Origin of the sequence: Micromonospora sp. ALFpr18c (genome assembly GCF_008868155.1) — a bacterium.
Classification (GTDB): Bacteria; Actinomycetota; Actinomycetes; order Mycobacteriales; family Micromonosporaceae; genus Micromonospora.
The window spans coordinates 22,553-40,964 of the sequence record NZ_WBKR01000013.1 but is presented as its reverse complement, the minus strand read 5'-3'; the positions used below and the strand labels follow the sequence as shown (position 1 = coordinate 40,964).

The 18,412-nt window shown below is 72.7% G+C and carries 11 protein-coding genes; 10 read left to right on the top strand and 1 reads right to left on the bottom strand.

Translation table 11 applies throughout. From position 1 onward, the window contains the following. The 6 genes from F8271_RS04825 to F8271_RS04800 are packed head-to-tail and all read left to right on the top strand — an operon-like array spanning nt 1 to nt 9,845. Nucleotides 1-1,014: an enediyne biosynthesis protein gene (locus F8271_RS04825; protein WP_151488429.1), complete on the top strand. Its 1,014-nt coding sequence runs from the start codon at nt 1-3 to the stop codon at nt 1,012-1,014. Continuing rightward, a complete protein-coding gene (locus F8271_RS04820; RefSeq protein ID WP_151488428.1) occupies nt 1,011-6,755 on the top strand; it encodes a type I polyketide synthase in 5,745 nt (1,914 codons plus the stop codon). Before F8271_RS04825 ends, F8271_RS04820 begins: the two co-directional genes overlap by 4 nt. Nucleotide 6,756: 1 nt before the next feature. Further along, nucleotides 6,757-7,191 carry a thioesterase family protein gene (locus F8271_RS04815; RefSeq protein ID WP_151488427.1) on the top strand — a complete coding sequence of 145 codons (435 nt, stop codon included), beginning with the start codon at nt 6,757-6,759 and terminating at the stop codon, nt 7,189-7,191. 19 nt (nt 7,192-7,210) lie between these two features. Beyond that, the gene (locus tag F8271_RS04810; RefSeq protein ID WP_151488426.1) at nt 7,211-7,792 is read left to right on the top strand and encodes a flavin reductase family protein; all 582 of its coding nucleotides are present in this window, start codon (nt 7,211-7,213) and stop codon (nt 7,790-7,792) included. Then, nucleotides 7,789-9,159, top strand: coding sequence for a cytochrome P450 (locus F8271_RS04805; protein WP_151488425.1), 1,371 nt, complete (start codon nt 7,789-7,791; stop codon nt 9,157-9,159). The genes F8271_RS04810 and F8271_RS04805 overlap by 4 nt, the downstream gene beginning before the upstream one ends. Further along, nucleotides 9,156-9,845 (top strand): O-methyltransferase, encoded by a 690-nt coding sequence (locus F8271_RS04800; RefSeq protein WP_151488424.1) that lies wholly within the window; start codon nt 9,156-9,158, stop codon nt 9,843-9,845. The genes F8271_RS04805 and F8271_RS04800 overlap by 4 nt, the downstream gene beginning before the upstream one ends. Nucleotides 9,846-9,996: 151 nt before the next feature. Here the strand turns inward: F8271_RS04800 and F8271_RS04795 are convergent, their stop codons facing one another. Continuing rightward, nucleotides 9,997-10,287, bottom strand: coding sequence for a phosphopantetheine-binding protein (locus F8271_RS04795; protein WP_151488423.1), 291 nt, complete (start codon nt 10,285-10,287; stop codon nt 9,997-9,999). Nucleotides 10,288-10,564: 277 nt separating this feature from the next. On the opposite strand from F8271_RS04795, the gene F8271_RS04790 reads away from it, so the two are divergent. Genes F8271_RS04790 through F8271_RS04775 form a run of 4 tightly spaced genes read left to right on the top strand, consistent with a single transcriptional unit; the run spans nt 10,565 to nt 18,375 of the window. Continuing rightward, the gene (locus F8271_RS04790; protein ID WP_225854169.1) at nt 10,565-13,825 is read left to right on the top strand and encodes an AMP-binding protein; all 3,261 of its coding nucleotides are present in this window, start codon (nt 10,565-10,567) and stop codon (nt 13,823-13,825) included. A 5-nt stretch (nt 13,826-13,830) separates the two neighbouring features. Beyond that, nucleotides 13,831-15,438: a tyrosine 2,3-aminomutase gene (gene cmdF / locus F8271_RS04785; RefSeq protein ID WP_151488422.1), complete on the top strand. Its 1,608-nt coding sequence runs from the start codon at nt 13,831-13,833 to the stop codon at nt 15,436-15,438. 31 nt (nt 15,439-15,469) lie between these two features. Then, on the top strand, nt 15,470-16,978 hold the full coding sequence (locus tag F8271_RS04780) for a tryptophan 7-halogenase (protein ID WP_151488421.1): 1,509 nt from the start codon (nt 15,470-15,472) through the stop codon (nt 16,976-16,978). Between the two features lie 14 nt (nt 16,979-16,992). Next, complete coding sequence (locus F8271_RS04775; RefSeq protein ID WP_151488420.1) at nt 16,993-18,375, top strand: condensation domain-containing protein; 1,383 nt, start codon at nt 16,993-16,995, stop codon at nt 18,373-18,375. The last annotated feature ends 37 nt before the right edge of the window (nt 18,376-18,412 follow it).

Below are 18,412 nucleotides of genomic sequence, written 5' to 3'. Positions count from 1 at the left end.
ATGGCCGAGACCACGACCAACCCCATCCGGCACGACGCCAAGATCACGACTGCTCTACGGCGTTTCGCCATGTCGATCACGATCTTCAACATCGTCGGTTACACCTATCTCGGCTTCGAGCAGCCCTGGCTGTGGCCCTTCATCGCACTCGCCACCGGGTACACCGTCGAGATCGTGCTCGAGGCCATCGGCGCCCGGGCCGAGGGTCGCGCCCCGCGCTTCCTCGGCGGCGGCAAGCGCGGGTTCATGGAGTTCCTCCTCCCCGCGCACATCACCTCGCTGGCCGTGAACATGCTGACCTACGTCAACGACCGGGTCTGGGTGATGATGTTCGGGGTCACCGTCGCGATCGCCGCGAAGTGGATCCTGCGGGCACCCGTCCGGGGCCGGCTGCGGCACTACATGAACCCGTCCAACTTCGGTATCGCGGTCATCCTGATCCTGTTCCCCTGGGCCAGCATCGCCCCGCCGTACCACTTCACCGAGCACACCACCGCGATCGGCGACTGGCTGATCCCGGCGATCATCATCACCGCCGGGACCATGCTCAACGCGAAGCTCACCAACCGGATGTGGCTGATCCTCGGCTGGCTGTCCGCGTTCGCACTGCAGGCCGTGGTACGCGGGCTCATCCTCGACACCGCCATCCTGGGTGCCCTGGGCATGATGACCAGCGTGGCGTTCGTGCTGTTCACGAACTACATGATCACCGACCCGGGCACCAGCCCGTCCAGCCCCGCCTCGCAGGTCGCCTTCGGCGCCGGCGTGGCCACCGTCTACGGGCTGATCACGGGCGCGGGCATCGCGTACGGGCTCTTCTTCGCCACCGCCACGGTCTGCCTCATCCGCGGCCTGTACCTGTGGGCCCTGCACATCTCCAACAAGGTCCGCTTGCAGCGGGAGGCCGCCGACGGCGGGGGCACCGCGGGCGGCCTGCCCGCCTCGATCTCCACCGGCACCGGGCCCCTCGTCGCCGCGGAGCCGAACTCGCACAAGGAGGCGGTACCGGCATGAGCAGGATCGCCGTCGTCGGCCTGGCGTGCCGATATCCCGACGCCGCGTCCCCCGGGGAACTGTGGGAGAACGCGGTCACCGGACGGCGGGCCTTCCGCCGCCTGCCGGACGAGCGGATGCGACTGGCCGACTACTGGGACGCCGACCGCAGCGCCCCGGACCGGTTCTACGCCCGCAACGCCGCCGTCATCGAAGGGTACGAGTTCGACCGGGTGAAGTTCCGCATCGCCGGCAGCACGTACCGGTCCACCGACCTCACCCACTGGCTGGCCCTCGACGTGGCCGCCTCCGCCCTCGGTGACGCCGGCTTCCCGATGGGGGAGAACCTGCCCCGCGAGCGGACCGGCGTGGTGGTGGGCAACACCCTCACCGGTGAGTTCGCCCGCGCCAACGTGCTGCGGCTGCGCTGGCCGTACGTCCGGCGGACCGTCGGCGCGGCCCTGCGCGAGCAGGGCTGGGACGACGACCAGCTCGCCGACTTCCTCGGCACCCTGGAGGGCCGCTACAAGGCGCCGTTCCCGGAGATCGACGAGGACACCCTGGCCGGCGGCCTGTCCAACACCATCGCCGGTCGGATCTGCAACTACTTCGACCTCAAGGGCGGCGGCTACACCGTCGACGGCGCCTGCTCCTCCTCGCTGCTGTCGGTGCTGACCGCCTGCCGAGGCCTGGCCGACGGCGAACTGGACGTCGCCGTCGCGGGCGGGGTCGACCTGTCGATCGACCCGTTCGAGATCATCGGCTTCGCCAAGACCGGCGCGCTGGCCCGCGGCGAGATGAAGGTCTACGACCGGGGCTCGAACGGCTTCTGGCCGGGCGAGGGCTGCGGCATGGTCGTCCTGATGCGACACGAGGACGCGGTGGCGCAGGGCCGACGGATCTACGCGTCGATCGCCGGCTGGGGCGTGTCCTCCGACGGCAAGGGCGGCATCACCCGCCCGGAGGAGGACGGCTACCGGCTGGCGTTGCGCCGGGCGTACGAGCGTGCCGGCTTCGGCATCGAGACCGTCGCCCTGTTCGAGGGGCACGGCACCGGCACCGAGGTGGGCGACGCCACGGAACTGCGGGCGTTGACGGCAGCCCGCCGGGCCGCCGGCGCCAACGGCACACCGGCCGCGATCAGCTCGATCAAGGCGATGATCGGGCACACCAAGGCCGCCGCCGGCGTCGCCGGCCTGCTGAAGGCCGTCCTCGCGGTGCATCACCAGGTGCTGCCGCCGGCCGTCGGGTGCGAGGACCCACATGACGTGCTCACCTCGGCCGACGCGACGCTGCGGGTGCTCCCCGCCGCCGAGCCGTGGCCGGCCGACGCGCCGCTGCGCGCCGGGATCACCGCCATGGGGTTCGGTGGGATCAACACCCACCTGGTCCTGCAGGGCGAGGACAACGCCCGCCGCTCCCCGGACGCCCGGACCCGCACGATGGCATCCCGGACGCAGAACGTGGAACTGCTCGCGCTGGACGCCGACACCCCGGCCGAGCTGGCCGAGCGGATCGGCACCCTCGCCGCGCAGGTGATCAGGCTCTCCTACGCGCAACTCGGTGACCTGGCCGCCGGCCTCTACCGGGAGCTGGGCGACCGGCCGTACCGGGCCGCCGTGGTGGCCCGCTCGCCGGAGGACGCCGAACGCCAGCTGCTCAGGGTGCACGCCGCCCTGCAGGCCGGGGAGACCCGGCTGTACGCCGTGGACGGACGGGCCTTCCTCGGCCATGCCCGGGGCACCGCCCGGGTCGGCTTCCTCTTTCCCGGGCAGGGCACCGGTCGTGGACGGCCGGCGCAGGCGCTGCGGCGCCGGTTCACCCAGGCCGACCGGATCGTCACCGAGGCGGCGCTGCCCACCGGTGACGTGGTGGCCACCGAGGTCGCCCAGCCCCGCATCGTCACCGGGTCGGTGGCCGGGCTCAGCGTGCTCTCCGCGCTCGGCATCGAGGCCGACGTGGCGGTCGGGCACAGCCTCGGTGAACTCACCGCTCTGCACTGGGCCGGGGTGATGGACCTGGCGTCGGTGCTGCGGATGGCCGCCACGCGGGGCCGGACCATGGCCGAGCACGGCCGGCCCGACGGGACGATGGCCGGGATTCCGGCCGACCCGGAGACCGTACGCCGACTTCTCGGCGAGGACCCGGTGGTCATCGGCGGCTACAACAGCCAGCGGCAGACCGTCGTCTCCGGTCCGGTCGACGCGGTCGAGCGGGTGCTGGAGCGCGCCGAGGCGGCCGGTGTCGCCGGAAAGCGACTGCGGGTCTCGCACGCCTTCCACTCGCCGCTGGTCGCCGAGGCGGCCGAGGCGTTCGGCGGGTACCTCGCCGGTGAGCGCTTCAACCCGCCGAACCGGCAGGTGATCTCCACCGTGACCGGCGCCGAACTGCCGCCGGACACCGACGTCGCCGCCCTGCTGCGTGACCAGATCACCGATCCGGTGCTGTTCACGCAGGCCGTCGCGCTGGCGGCGAAGGAGGTGGATCTGCTCGTCGAGGTCGGGCCCGGACGCATCCTGTCCGACCTGGCCCGCGGCGACGTGTCGGTGCCGACGGTGGCGTTCGACACCGACGACGAGACGGTCGCCAGCGTGCTGCGGGTGGCCGCGGCGACGTACGTCGTCGGGGCCGCTCGGGTGCACCCGCAGCTCTTCGACGGCCGGCTGATCCGACCGTTGAAGGACACCGACGAGTTCACCTTCTTCACCAGCCCCTGCGAGACGGTGCCCGAGGTGACGCTGCCCGAGTCGCAGCAGCGGGCCGTCGAGGCCGCCCCGGCGGCCGGTGACGCGCCCACCGGTGAGTCGGCGGCGATGACGCTGCGCCAGCTCGTGGCCGAGCGGGCCGAGCTGCCGCTGGACATGGTACGCGAGGACAGCCGACTCCTCGACGACCTGCACCTCAGCTCGATCACGGTCAGTCAGGTGGTCAACCAGGCCGCGGAACGCCTCGGCGTGCCCCCATCCCGGCTGCCCACCAACGTCGCCACCGCGACCGTGCGGGAGGTCGCCGAGGCGCTGGACACCCTGATCGGCACCGGCCTGATGGAGGACCTGGCGCAGCCGGTGTCCGTGGCCGGCGTGGACACCTTCATCCGGGCCTTCGCGGTCGACCTGGCCGAGACACCCGCGCCGACCCCCGGTCCGGCCGAGCCGGCCGGGACGTGGCAGCTGTTCGGCGGGCACACCGACCCGCGCGCCGAGCAGGTCCGCCAGGCGCTGGCCACCGGCGGCGTGGGCGGTGGCGTCCTGGTGTGGCTGCCGGCCGACTGCACCGCGGAGCAGCTCAACACGGCTCTGCAGGGGGCACAGGTGATCCTGGCCGACGGGGCGGGCGACCGCTTCGTCGTGGTGCAGCACGGCCTCGGTGCCAGCGGCCTGGCTCGCACCCTGCGGCTGGAGGCACCCCGGATCCGGACCACGGTGGTGCAGCTGCCGGCGGGGCTCGACGCCGCCGAGCGGGTGCTGGCCGAGGTCGCGGCGACCGAGGGCTACCGAGAGGTCCACTACGACCCTTCGGGCGTACGTCGGGAGCAGGTCCTGCGGGCCCTGCCGATCGCTCCGGCCCGTACCGACGCCCCGCTCACCGAGGGTGACGTGCTGCTGGTCACCGGCGGCGGCAAGGGCATCACCGCCGAGTGCGCGCTCGCCCTCGCCGTCGACGCCGGAGCCAAGCTGGCGGTCCTGGGCCGCTCCGACCTCGCCGGCGACGCGGAGCTGTCGGCCAACCTGGAACGCTTCGCCGCCGCCGGCGTCGAGGCCGCGTACTTCCAGGCCGACGTGACCGATCCGCTCGCGGTCCAGGCCGCCGTGGACGAGGCCCAGCGTCAGCTCGGCCCGGTCACCGGTGTGCTGCACGGCGCCGGGCGCAACGAGCCGGCGGCGCTCACCTCGCTGACCATGGACGCCTTCCACGGTGCGCTGGCACCCAAGGTCGGCGGGCTCGCCGCCGTCCTGGACGCCATCGAGCCGGAGAGGCTGAAGCTGCTGGTCACCTTCGGCAGCATCATCGGCCGGGCCGGGTTGCGGGGCGAGGCGCACTACGCCACGGCCAACGACCGGCTCGCCGAGCAGACCCGCCGTTTCGCCGACGCCCACCCGAACTGCCGGTCCATCTGTCTGGAGTGGTCGGTCTGGTCGGGCGTCGGCATGGGGGAGCGGCTGTCCGTCGTCGAGTCGTTGACCCGCGACGGCATCACGCCGATCACCCCCGACGAGGGCGTGGCGATGCTGCGTCGACTGGTCACCGACCCGGACACCCCACCGGTGGTGGTGGCCAGCGGCCGGGCCGACGGTCTCGACACGCTGCGCTTCGAGGAGCCGGAGCTGCCCCTGCTGCGCTTCGTCGACCGGCCCCAGGTCCGCTACCACGGTGTGGAGCTGGTCACCGACGTCGAACTGACCGCCGGTAGCGACCTCTACCTGCCCGACCACCTCCTCGACGGCAACCTGCTGTTCCCGGCGGTCTTCGGCATGGAGGCGATGGCGCAGGCGGCCATGGCCGTCACCGGTCGCGACGAGACACCCGTCATCGAGCAGGCCCGCTTCGCCCGACCGATCGTGGTGCCGCCGCTGAGCAGCACCACCATCCGGATCGCGGCACTGGTCACCAGCGACGACACCGTACGGGCGGTGATCCGCGCCGCGGACACCGGGTTCGCCGCCGACCACTTCGAGGCGGTGCTGCGCTTCGTCGAGGCACCGGCGCCGGCCGGCCCGCCGGAGCAGGTCGCCGACGACCTGCCGCCGGTGCCGCTCGACCCGGCCCGGGACCTGTACGGCGGCACCCTCTTCCAGGGGGCGCGCTTCCAGCGGCTGCGCGGCTTCCACCGGGCCGCGGCCCGCGACGTCGACGCCGACGTGGCGGCCGTGCCCGACACGGACTGGTTCAGCGCGTACCTGCCGGGCACCCTGCTGCTCGGCGACCCGGGGGTCCGGGACGCGCTGATGCACGGCAACCAGGTCTGCGTTCCGGACGCCACGCTGCTGCCGGTGGCCATCGAGCGGCTGTACCCGGCCGGGCCACGGCTGGGCACCGACGGGCCGCTGCGCTACTGCGCCACCGAGCGGGAGCGCGACGGTGACACCTACGTCTACGACATCGCGTTGCGAAACGGCACCGGCGAGGTCGTCGAGCGGTGGGAGGGTCTGCACCTGCGGGCCGTCCGCAAGAAGGACGGCCGGGGTCCGTGGGTGGCGCCGCTGCTCGGCTCCTACCTGGAGCGGACCCTGGGCGACCTGATCGGCGCCACCGTGGCGGTCGCCGTCGAACCGGACGGAACCGCCGACGACCCGGACGCCCTGGCGGTCGGTCGCGCCCTCGGGCACGCCGTGTCGCTGCGCCACGACGGCGACGGGCGTCCGGAGAAGGTCGGTGAGCGGTCGGTGGCGGTCAGCCACGGTGCCGGCCTCCGCCTCGCCGTGGCGGCCTTCGCCCAGGTCGGTGCCGACGTGCGGCCGGTGCCGTCGCGGGCCGCGGACGAGTGGTCGGCGGTCCTGGGCCGGCACGCGACGCTGCTCGACCAGTTGGTCGACGGTCCCGGCGAGGACCGCGACAGCGCCGGCGCCCGGATCGAGGCGGTCCTGGCCTGCCTGGGTCAGATCGGCCTGCCGGAGCACGCGCCGGTGGCGCTGACCCCGGTACGACGCGACGGGTGGCTGGTCTTCGCCTCCGGTCCGGTGCGGGTGGCCACCCTCGCCACCACCGTGGGAGACGACGCCGTGCCGGTCATCCTGGGCGTCCTCACCGACGGCTGGTCGTGAGATGGAGGACTACTACGAGTACCGGCACACCGTGGGGTTCGAGGAGACCAACCTCGTCGGGAACGTCTACTACGTCAACTACCTGCGCTGGCAGGGGCGGTGCCGGGAGATGTTCCTGCACGACAAGGCGAACGACATCCTCGCCGACCTGCGCGGCGACCTGAAGCTGTTCACGTTGAGGGTGGACTGCGAGTTCTTCGCGGAGATCACCGCCTTCGACCAGCTGGCCATCCGGATGCGGTTGGTCGAGCTGACGCAGACGCAGATCGAATTCGGCTTCGACTACGTCCGGCTGCACCCTGACGACGAGGTGCTGGTCGCCCGTGGCCGTCAACGGGTGGCCTGTATGCGCGGGCCGAACAACCGCACCAGCCCTGCCCGGGTCCCGGAGTCGTTGGCCCGGGCCCTGGGGCCCTACCGGGCACGGGTGGCGTAGCGACACACGGGAGGTACACGTGAACGTCCAGTCAGAGTCCGCCGTCGAGCCGTCCGACCCCGTCCAGCTGCGCCGAGCGTTCGGCTCGTTCGCCACGGGCGTGACCGTGGTGACGGTGGGCGGCGATTGTCCACACGGGATGACGGCGAACTCGTTCACGTCGGTGTCCCTCGACCCGCCCCTGGTGCTGGTCTGCGTCGACCAGCAGGCGATCATGCACGGCAGTCTCCTGGAGCGCGGCCAGTTCGGGGTCTCCGTACTGGCCGCGCATCAGGAGCCGGTGGCCCGGCACTTCGCGAACCGGCGCCGCCCGCTGGGGGCCGCCCAGTTCGACGCGGTCGACTGGGTCGCCGGCCGGCTCACCGGCGCACCACTGATCACCGGGGCGCTGGCGCACTTCGAGTGCCAACTGTGGCGGTCCTACGAGGGTGGCGACCACACCATCTTCGTCGGGAGCCTCCTGTCGGTGCGCCGTGAGCCGCAGACCGACGGGGTGCTGTTCGTGCACGGCCGGTTCCGGCAGCTCAACCCGGACGGGGTCGACCTCGCCGACGGTGTGCCGGCGTGGCACGCCACGGCCCGGGGCGGGGTGACGGGATGACCACCACGGAGATCCGTCAGGTGCCGGTGGGTCCGACCGGGCCGGCGATGCTCCGGACGCTCTGGCAGCTCGGCCGGGACCGGCTGGGCCTCATGCGCACGGCGGCGAGCTATGGTGACGCCGTCCGGCTCGGGCCCAGCTTCAAGACGCTCTACTTCTTCAACCACCCCGACCACGCGAAGCACGTACTGGCCGACAACAGCCAGAACTTCCACAAGGGGGTCGGGCTGGCCCAGGCCCGTCGGGCCCTCGGCGACGGCCTGCTCACCAGCGAGGGTGAGCTGTGGCGCAAGCAGCGCCGGGTGATCCAGCCGGCGTTCCAGGCCAAGCGGATCGCCGCGCAGGCCGGCGTGGTGGTCGAGGAGGCCGCCCGGTTGGTCGACCGGCTGCGCGAGCACCGCGACGGCGCCCCCGTCGACATCGTCCGGGAGATGACCGGGCTCACCCTCGGGGTGCTGGGCCGCACCCTGCTCGACAGCGACCTCAGCGGGCACAGCTCGGTGGGGCACAACTTCGAGATCATGCAGGACCAGGCCATGTTCGAGATGGTCACGATGGGTTCGGTGCCGACCTGGCTGCCGCTGCCGCACCAGTTGCGCTTCCGGCGCGCCCGCCGGGAGTTGCAGCGGATCGTCGACGCCCTCGTGGCCGAGCGGCGGGCCCGCGGCGAGGAGGGTGACGACGCGCTGACCAGGTTGATCGTCTCGACCCGGCAGGAGGCCGACCCACAGGTCGGCCGGCTGCGGATGCGCGACGAGTTGGTCACCCTGCTGCTGGCCGGGCACGAGACGACGGCCAGCACGCTGGGCTGGACCTTCCATCTGCTCGACCAGCACCCGCAGGTACGGGAACGGGTCCACGCCGAGGCGGTGGAGGTGCTCGGCGACCGGCTGCCCGTGTACGACGATCTCGCCGGGCTGCGGTTCATCGCCCAGGTGGTCAACGAGGCGATGCGGCTGTACCCGCCGGTGTGGATGCTCTCGCGCATCGCGCAGGGGCCGGACGAGATCGGCGGGTACCACGTGCCGGCCGGCGCGGACGTGCTGATCTGCCCGTACACCCTGCACCGCCATCCGGATTTCTGGGACGACCCGGAACGCTTCGACCCGGACCGGTTCGACCCGTCCCGCTCCGGGGGCCGGCCCCGGTACGCGTACGTGCCGTTCGGCGCGGGCCCCCGGTTCTGCGTCGGCAACAACCTGGGGCTGATGGAGGCCACCTTCGTGGTCGCCATGGTCATCCGGGAGCTGCGGCTCACCGCCGATCCCGCGCACCGGATCGTCCCGGAGCCGATGCTGTCGCTGCGGATCCGGGGCGGCCTGCCGATGCGGGTCACCGCGGACGGCCCGTCGAGGAGGTACGTGTGACCGGCGCCGGGTTCGCTGAGGTCAAGCACGTGCCGGTCAACCAGGCGGTCCGGGACTATCTGGTCCGGTCCAGCTCGCCGCCGGACCCCGCGTTGAGCGGGCTGGTCGACTCGACCCGCGGGGTGGGCGAGGCGGCGGGGATGATGGTGCCGGTCGAGCAGGCCGCGCTGCTGACCATCCTCACCCGCCTTGTCGGGGCGCGTACGGCGGTGGACATCGGGACGTTCACCGGGCTGTCGGCGCTGGCCATCGCCCGCGGGCTCGCCCCGGGCGCGCGGGTGGTGACCTGCGACGTCACGGACCGGTGGATCGACATCGCCCGCGCCTCCTGGGAGCGGGCCGGGGTGGCCGACCGGATCGAGTTCCGGCTCGGCTCGGCGGCCCGCACGCTGCGGTCGATGGCCGCCGACACGGTCGTCGACCTGGTCTTCATCGACGCCGACAAGATGAACTACCCCACCTACTACGAGGCCGTGGTGCCGCTGCTGCGCCCCGGCGGCCTGCTGCTGGCGGACAACGTCCTGCTCGACGGGTACGTCCTGGATCCGGAGCTGGCCGAGCCCGGCCTGCCTCGCCGCGCCGCGCAGACGTTGCGCGCGTTCAACGCGACGCTGGCCGCCGACGACCGCTTCGAGACGGTCATGCTGCCGATCGCGGACGGGCTCACCATCGCCCAGCGCCGCTGAACCCTCCGTACGCGACCCCGGGCCGGTGGGCCCGGGGTCGCGTCGTGGGGCGCCCGCCGGCGGCGCCGGATGATCGCCCGGGAGGGCGGGACCGGGCACGACGAAGCGGACCCACCCGGAGGTGGGTCCGCGAGGTCCGATCTCGTGCCGGTCAGGCCGGGTTGGCCGCCTGCGCGTCCGCCGTCTGCCCGACGGCGGCCACGACCGCCGCCGTGAAGGTCGCCAGGTCCGGGTCCTCGAAGAGCAGCCCGACGTCCACCACCGCGCCGAGCTCGTCCTCGATGCGCGTGATGATGCGAACCGCCGAGATGGACTGTCCCTGCAATTCGAAGAATGTCGCGTCGGGTCGATCCTGCGGCATGTGCAGAACCTCGCGCCAGATCGCCTCGACACGCTTTTCGACCGCTGACTGACGCACGCCGTCCTGATCGATATCCGTCATTCGCAATGCTCCCTTCGTGGCGAGGTGCGGTACGCGTGGCCGGCTGGCCACACGCCGGGCTGCAGCAGGCACGGCGTACCGCGCATCCCATGATCGGTGCGGCCGGTGGGCGCGCGCATCCTTGCGATTGCGCGGCTGCGCACGCGGCCCGTGGCGGCGTCACCCCGGTCGGTCGACGCGGCGGAATCCCGTCCCGCAATCGGATGTGCTCGATTTTCGGGATCGCAATTGTTGAGAAGACCCGCCCATTGCCGCGTGCCACGATTCGACCGTGGCAATGAGCAGAGACACTGCGCTGGCCGGTACGTCCGAGACGGGTGCCGACCTCGTCGGCACGTCCTGGGCGCAGGACGGCGTGTGGCTGCTGGAACGCCTCGCCCCGTACCGGGGGGTGCACCGGATCGTGCGCAGCTGGCAGATCGACGGACCGGTCGACGTGCCGGCGCTGCGCATCGCGTGGCGCGCGGTGTTGGATCGGCACGAGGTGCTGCGGACCCGACTGGCCGAGGTGGACGGCCGTCCGGTGCCGGTGGTCGCCGTCGATCCCGAGCGCGCCTTCGTCCACGTCGACCTGACCCACCTGGCCGACGTCGGGAACGAGCGCGCGGCCGACCGGGTCTGCGCCGCCGCGGCCGCCGCCCCGGAGCACGCCACCGATGGTCCACTGGCCCGTCTGACCCTGGTACGGACCGGCGCGGCCGCGTACCGGCTGGTGCTGGCGTTGCACCGCGCCGTGGCCGACGACCAGTCGGTCTCCATCCTCGTCGACGAGTTGTCGGTCTGCTACGCCGCCGTCGTGCGGCCCGCCGTCGCCGGTCCGGCGGCGCTGCCACCGGCGCCCCGCTACGCCGACTACATCCGGTGGCAGCGCGACCTGGTCGCCGGGCCGGCCGGCCGGCAGTTGCTGGACTGGTGGACCGACGCCCTCACCCCCGCGCCCCCGCCGGTGCCGCTGCCCGTCGACCACGACCCCGGCACCCGGCCGTCGGCCACCGCCGGCGTGCACCCGTTCGACTGGGGCACCGGGTTGGCCGGCCGACTCGCCGCGTTCTGCCGGGCCCGACGGACCAGCCCGACGGTGGTCCTGCTGGCCGCGCTCCAGGCCGTCCTGCACCGGTACGGCGACGACGACCGGATCAGCGTGGTGCTGCCCGTTCCGGTGCTCCCGCCGGGGTTCACCGGTCTCGTCGGCCCCTGTGACAACCTGGTGGTGCTCTGCACCGACCTCGGCGGCGCCCCCACCTTCACCGAGGCGGTGGGCCGCGCCGCGGCCGTGGTCCGGGCCGCCACCGCACACCGCGACCTGCCGTTCGCGCGGCTGGTCGGGGAGCTGCCCGTTGAGCGGGACCGGGGCCGGGTGCCGTTCTGCGACGTCGTGCTGGCCGTTCCCGGGCCGGAGGCCGACCTGCGGCTGGCCGGTGCCGGGACACACCTGGCGGACGTCCTCGACGGCGGGCCGACCGTCGCGGATCTGGTGGTCACCGTCCGCCGTACCTGGCCGACGGTGTCCGGCACCCTGACCTACCGGGGGGACCGGTTCGAGGCGGTCTCGGCGGTGGGTGTGCTCGGGCAGGTCCGCACCCTGCTGTCGGCCGCGCTGGCGGCCCCGGACACGCGGGTGGACCGGCTGCCGCTGGACGAGCCGGCGGCGCTCGACCCGGTGCCGCAGACCCGGGACGCCGAACCCCCACCGGTGTACGAGAGCGTCACCCGGCACGCCGGTCGGATGCCGCAGGCGATCGCGGTGGCCGGGGGAAACGACCGCTGGACGTACGACGAGCTGGAGCGCCGGTCGGCGGCCCTGGCCGCGTACCTGAGCAGGTTGCCCGTCGACGGCGCACCGGTCGCGGTCCGGATGGAGCCCGGTCCGTGGCAGCTCGCCGCGTCGCTGGGCGTCCTGCGCGCCGGCGGCCACCTGGTGTGGTTCGGCGCCGGCGACGCGGGCGAGCGGGGCCGGGCGGTGCTCGCCGAGCTGCGCCCGGCCTGCCTGCTACGGGTCGGCGAGGACCCGGCTGACGAACTGACCCGCTGGTTCCGCGACGACCTCGACGGCCGGGTGATCGACGTGACCGCGCCCGGGCCGGCACCGGGCGGGGCGAGCGTGCCGGCGGTGCACGACCCGGGCTCCCGGACCGCCTACATCGCCTACACCTCGGGCTCGACCGGACGGCCCAAGGGCATCGCCCAACCCCACCGCGCGCTCGCCCAGTTCGTCGGGTGGATGGCCGAGGCGCTGGAGTTGGCCCCCGGCGCCCGCGTGGCCCAGTGGGTCACCCCCGAGCACGACCCGAGCATCTGCGAGGTGTTCGCCACGCTGGTCGGCGGCGGCACCCTGCACCCGGTGCCGGACCGGATCCGCGTGCACCCCGAGAAGCTGGCCGACTGGCTGGTGCGGGAGCGGATCACCTTCCTGCAGACCGTTCCGAGCTTCGCCCGGGAGCTGCTGGCCGTCATCGCGGCCCGGGAGCCGGCCGACCGGCCCACCGGCCTGTCCCGGCTGGTGCTCATGGGCGAGGCGCTGTCGGGTCCGCTCGTCGACGGGTTCCGCCGGGCACTGCCGGACACCCGGCTGGCCAACATCTACGGCCCGACCGAGACGATCGCGGCCACCTGGCACGACATCACCGGCCCGGTGCCGGCGACCGTGCCGATCGGACGTCCCATCCCCGGACGGCAGGTCCTGGTCCTCGACGAGGCGGGCCGGCCCTGCCCGACCGGGGTCACCGGCGAGATCGTGGTGCGCAGCCGGCACGTCTGCGACGGCTACGTCGGCGGTGGCGGCACCGGGTCCGCCTTCCGGGCCCCCGCCGGCCACCCGGACGACGGGACGGGCCTGCGGTGGTATCACACCGGTGACCTCGCGCGGCGGCGGTGGGACGGCCTGCTGGAGTTCCGCGGGCGCCGCGACCAGCAGGTCAAACTCCTCGGAACCCGGGTCGAGCTGACCGACGTCGAGGCGGCGCTGGTCGCGCACGACGGGGTGGCGGAGTGCGTCGTGGTGCCGGTGACCGACCGGGACGGCCTGGTGGTCCGGCTCGCCGCGTACGTCGTACCGCGTCGCGGTCCCGACGGCGGCCCGCTCTCCGGGGCGGGTGAGTGGCGGACGCACCTGCGCCGGCGGTTCGGCACGGCGATGGTGCTCGTCTCCTTCGAGTCGATGCCCGGCCGGTTGCCCCGCACGGCGGCGGGCAAGGTGGACCGCCGCCGGCTGCCGGCACCCCGATCGGCGTCGGCCCGCCGCGCCCCGACCGGCCCGGTGGAGCAGGCGCTGGCCGAGGTCTGGTCGGCCCTGCTCGGTGGGGGACCCGTCGACGCCGAGTCGACGTTCTTCGCCGCCGGCGGGCACTCGCTGCTCGTCCCACCGCTCGTGGCACGGATCCGGCGTCGCTTCGGCGTCACGGTGACGCTGCGGGACTGCTTCACCCACCACACGTTGGCCGGCATGGCCGCCCTGATCGAGGCGACCCGCACGGCACACGACCGTTCGATACCAGCGGATTCGGCAGACCTGAGGGCTGTCACGGACGCGATGGAGTGAGTGCATTGACGTTGGCCAAGACCGCGCAGGCAGTGGCAATCACGGGCGAGGACCTGGACATCTCCGGGGTACGACGGGTGGCAGAGGAGGGCGCACCCATCGAGGTGGCGTCGTCGTCGCTGGCCCGGGCGGGCAAGAGCCGGATGCTGTTCGAGGACATCGTGCGCCAGGACGTGCCGGTGTACGGGGTCACCACCGGCTACGGCGAGATGATCTACATGCTGGTCGACACGGCCAAGGAGGTGGAGCTGCAAACCAACCTGGTCCGCAGCCACGCCGCCGGGGTGGGTCCGTTGTTCGCCCAGGACGAGGCGCGGGCGGTGGTGACCGCCCGGCTCAACGCGCTGTCCAAGGGGCACTCCGCGGTCCGCCCGGAGCTGCTGGAACGGCTGGCGCTCTACCTGAACCTCGGCCTGACCCCGGCCATCCCGGAGATCGGCTCGCTGGGCGCGAGCGGTGACCTGGCCCCGCTGGCGCACATCGCCTGCACCGTGATCGGTGAGGGCTATCTGCTGCGCGACGGGCAGCGGGTGCCCACCGGCGAGGTGCTGCGCGAGCACGGCATCGAGCCGATGCAGCTGCGCTTCAAGGAGGGGCTGGCGCTGATCAACGGCACCTCGGCGATGACCGGCCTCGGCGCGCTCGTCGTGGGCCGGTCGATGGACCAGGTCCGGCAGGCCGAGATCGTCACCGCCCTGGTGATCGAGACGCTGCAGGGATCCACCAGCCCGTTCCTGGCCGAGGGGCACGACGTGGCCCGACCGCACCAGGGCCAGATCGACACCGCGGCGAACATGCGTTCCCTGATGCGCGGTAGCGCGCTCACCGTCGAGCACCGGCAGCTGCGCAGCCAGCTCCAGGAGGGCAAGCAGTCCGGTGTGGACGTCCAGCGCACCGACGTCTACATGCAGAAGGCGTACTCCCTGCGGGCCATCCCGCAGGTCCTCGGCGCGGTACGCGACACCCTGTACCACGCCACCAACAAGTTGAACATCGAGCTCAACTCGGCGAACGACAATCCGCTCTTCTTCGAGGGCCACGAGGTCTTCCACGGGGCGAACTTCCACGGTCAGCCGATCGCGTTCGCGATGGACTTCGTGACGATCGCGCTCACCCAGCTCGGTGTCCTCTCCGAGCGCCGGACCAACCGGCTGCTCAACCGGCACCTCAGCTACGGCCTGCCCGAGTTCCTGGTCACCGGCGACCCGGGTCTCAACAGCGGCTTCGCCGGCGCGCAGTACCCGGCCACGGCTCTGGTCGCCGAGAACCGCACGATCGGCGCGGCGAGCACCCAGAGCGTGCCGTCCAACGGCGACAACCAGGACGTGGTGAGCATGGGGCTGATCGCCGCCCGCAACGCTCGCCGGGTGCTCGCGAACAACCAGCACATCCTGGCCGTGGAGTTGCTCGCCGCGGCCCAGGCGGTGGACATCTCGAAGCGGCGCGCCGGGCTCAGTCCCGCGTCCGCGGCGGCGTACGAGTTCGTCCGCGGCATCGCGCCGACCCTGGACCGGGACCGCTTCATGTCCGACGAGATCGAGCAGGTCGCCGTCGCGCTGAGCCGGGGCGGCCTGGTCGCCGCCGTCGCTCAGAGCGACATCGAGCTGCGGTGAGCGCCGGAACACGGCGGACGAGGGAGATCCGATGACCGACCGAGAGTACGACTACGACGTGGTGGTGGTCGGTGGTGGCCCGTGCGGCTCCACCATCTCCACCCTGGTGGCCATGCAGGGTCACCGTGTGCTGCTGCTGGAGAAGGAGCGGTTCCCGCGCTACCAGATCGGGGAGTCGCTGCTGCCGTCCACGGTGCACGGCATCTGCCGCATCCTCGGCGTCGAGGAGGACCTGCGCCGGGCCAACTTCATGCCCAAGCGGGGCGGCACGTTCCGGTGGGGCGCCAACCCCGAGCCGTGGACGTTCTCCTTCGGCCTCTCCTCGAAGTTCGCCGGCGACGCGGCCACCGCCTACCAGGTGGAGCGGATGCGCTTCGACCAGATCCTGCTGGACAACGCCCGGCGCAAGGGCGTCGAGGTCCGGGAGGAGACCTCGGTGGTCGACGTGCTCACCGACGCCGACACCGACCGGGTCGACGGTGTGCTCTACGCCGGCCCGGACGGCGTCCGCCGCGAGGTCCGCAGCCGGTACGTCGTCGACGCCTCCGGCAACAAGAGCCGGATCCACACCCGCGTCGGCGGCCAGCGGCGGTACTCCGAGTTCTTCCGCAACCTGGCCCTGTTCGGCTACTTCGAGGGGGGCAAGCGGATGCCGGCCCCGAACCGGGGCAACATCCTCGCCGTCGCCTTCGACGCCGGCTGGTTCTGGTACATCCCGCTGACCGAGGAGCTGACCAGCGTCGGCGTGGTGCTGATGCCCGAGGCGTTGGACCGCGCCCAGGGCGACCGGGAGAATGCCCTGCTCGATCTGATCCAGCAGTGCCCGATGATCGCCGACTACCTCTCCGACGCCCGCCGGGTCACCGAGGGGCCGTACGGCGAGATCCGGGTCCGCAAGGACTACTCGTACATCCAGGAGAAGTTCTGGCGGCCCGGGCTGGTCCTGGTCGGCGACGCCGCGGGCTTCATCGACCCGGTCTTCTCCTCCGGCGTGCACCTGGCCACCTACAGTGCCCTGCTGGCCGCCCGGTCGATCAACACGGCGCTGGCCGGCGGGGTCGACGAGTCGACCTGTTTCGAGGAGTTCGAGGTGCGCTACCGCCGCGAGTACGCGCGGTTCCACGACTTCCTGGTCGCCTTCTACGACATGCACCAGGACGAGAACTCGTACTTCTGGAAGGCGAAGAAGGTCACCAACAACACCACCGCCTCCGAGATGGAGTCGTTCGTGGAGTTGGTCGGCGGCGGCTCCTCCAACGAGGCCGCGCTCGTCTCGTCCGGCGCGTACACCGGGCAGCGGGGCGCCGCGTACCAGGAACTCGCCGAGCTGGTGGCGCAGCCGGTGGGCACGGCCGGGGAGGACCGCGACCTGCTGCGTTCCACCCTGGCCCGGTCGGTGTCCAAGGAGGGCACCCGGATCCAGGTGCAGGCCGAGCTCGGCGAGAGCACCGACGAGAACGTCCCGGTACGCGAAGGAGGGCTGGTGCCCTCCACCGACGGCCTGCACTGGTCGTCGCCGCCACCGCGGCCGGCCGGCTGATGGAAGGGAGCCCGATGACCGACACGCTGCTGCCCCCGCCGACACCGGCCGGTGATCCGGCGGCGGAGGCACCGATCCGCGTCCCGCTGTCCCTGCAACAGGAGTTCCTGCACCACATCGACCACGGTGACCAGACCGGGCCGTTCGGCCCGCGGTACACCATCGTCGGCGGTTGGCGGGTCACCGGCGAGCTGGACATCGACACGCTGCGCCACGCTCTCGACGACGTGGTGGTCCGGCACGAGACGCTGCGTACCTCGATCGTCCGCGACGGCGCCGAGGCGTACCAGCAGGTGCGCCCCCCGGCCCCGGTGCCGCTGGAGGTACGCGACCTGCGGGCGGGACCGCAGCGCAACCGGGACCTGGTCGCCGAGGACTTCGCCAACGAGATCGAGGCCGGGGTGTTCGGCATCGACGAGATGCCCCTGCTGCGGGCGGTGCTCGGCCGCTTCGACGCCCACGACGGCGTGCTGGTCCTCGCCGCCCACCACACCGCGGTGGACGGCTGGTCGGTGCACCTGGTGTTGCGCGACGTGGCCGAGTTCTACGCCGCCCGCCGGGAGGGCCGCGCGCCGGAGCTGCCGTCGGTGCGGCAGTACCGGGAGTACGTGCGGTGGCAGCAGGAGAGCCAGGCCAGCGACAAGGTGCGCCGGGCGCGGGAGTTCTGGCGGGACAACCTGCGCGGCGCGCAGGTGGTGGCCGTCCCGACCGATCGCACCCGGTCCGAGGAACCGTTCGTGACGTCCTGGTACCGCTTCCTGCTCGACGAGGAGTTCCGCCGGGCCACCGCCGATCTGGCGGCGCGCACCCGCAGCACCCCGTTCATGGTGCTGCTGGCCGCGTACCTGACCCAGCTGCGGGCGCAGACCGGGCGGACCGACCTGGTCGTGCCGACCTTCACCCCCGGGCGGCACCCAGCCTGGGTGCAGAACACCGTCGGCTCGTTCTACAACTTCCTGCCCATCCGGGTCGACCTGGCCGGCGCCGACGGTTTCCTGGAGGTGATCGCCCGGAGCCGGGCGGCCTGCCTCGCGGCGTACGCGCACGAGCTGCCGTTCATCCAGATCCTCGAGGAGGCGCCGGACATCATGAACGACGCCATCGGCCCGAACGCCGCGGCGTGCGTGCTCCAGGTGACCCAGTCGCCGGACATGATGTTCGGTCAGCAGCACGGCGACCTGCACTTCGCCGCGATGCGCCGGCGGATCGTGTCGGCCTCGGTCGGTTCGCAGATCCCCGACGGGGTGCTGTTCGGGCTGGAGGCGTCCTCCGAGGGCGGCCTGGTCGGCAGCGTCGGCTTCACCACCAACCTGTTCGTCGAGAGCACCGTCCGGTCGATGGTCACCACCTTCCGGCAGACCCTCGTCGACGTGCTGGACGGGCCGGGACGCGCCTGAGCTGGCAGAGACGACGCCGGCGGTGACCGTGGAGGTC

Excerpts from the sequence above, each read along its gene's own strand:
- F8271_RS04825 (WP_151488429.1), top strand. The coding sequence starts at position 1 with ATGGCCGAGACCACGACCAACCCCATCCGGCACGACGCCAAGATCACG.
- F8271_RS04820 (WP_151488428.1), top strand. The coding sequence starts at position 1,011 with ATGAGCAGGATCGCCGTCGTCGGCCTGGCGTGCCGATATCCCGACGCC.
- F8271_RS04815 (WP_151488427.1), top strand. The coding sequence starts at position 6,757 with ATGGAGGACTACTACGAGTACCGGCACACCGTGGGGTTCGAGGAGACC.
- F8271_RS04805 (WP_151488425.1), top strand. The coding sequence starts at position 7,789 with ATGACCACCACGGAGATCCGTCAGGTGCCGGTGGGTCCGACCGGGCCG.
- F8271_RS04795 (WP_151488423.1), bottom strand. The coding sequence starts at position 10,287 with ATGACGGATATCGATCAGGACGGCGTGCGTCAGTCAGCGGTCGAAAAG.
- F8271_RS04790 (WP_225854169.1), top strand. The coding sequence starts at position 10,565 with ATGAGCAGAGACACTGCGCTGGCCGGTACGTCCGAGACGGGTGCCGAC.
- F8271_RS04780 (WP_151488421.1), top strand. The coding sequence starts at position 15,470 with ATGACCGACCGAGAGTACGACTACGACGTGGTGGTGGTCGGTGGTGGC.
- F8271_RS04775 (WP_151488420.1), top strand. The coding sequence starts at position 16,993 with ATGACCGACACGCTGCTGCCCCCGCCGACACCGGCCGGTGATCCGGCG.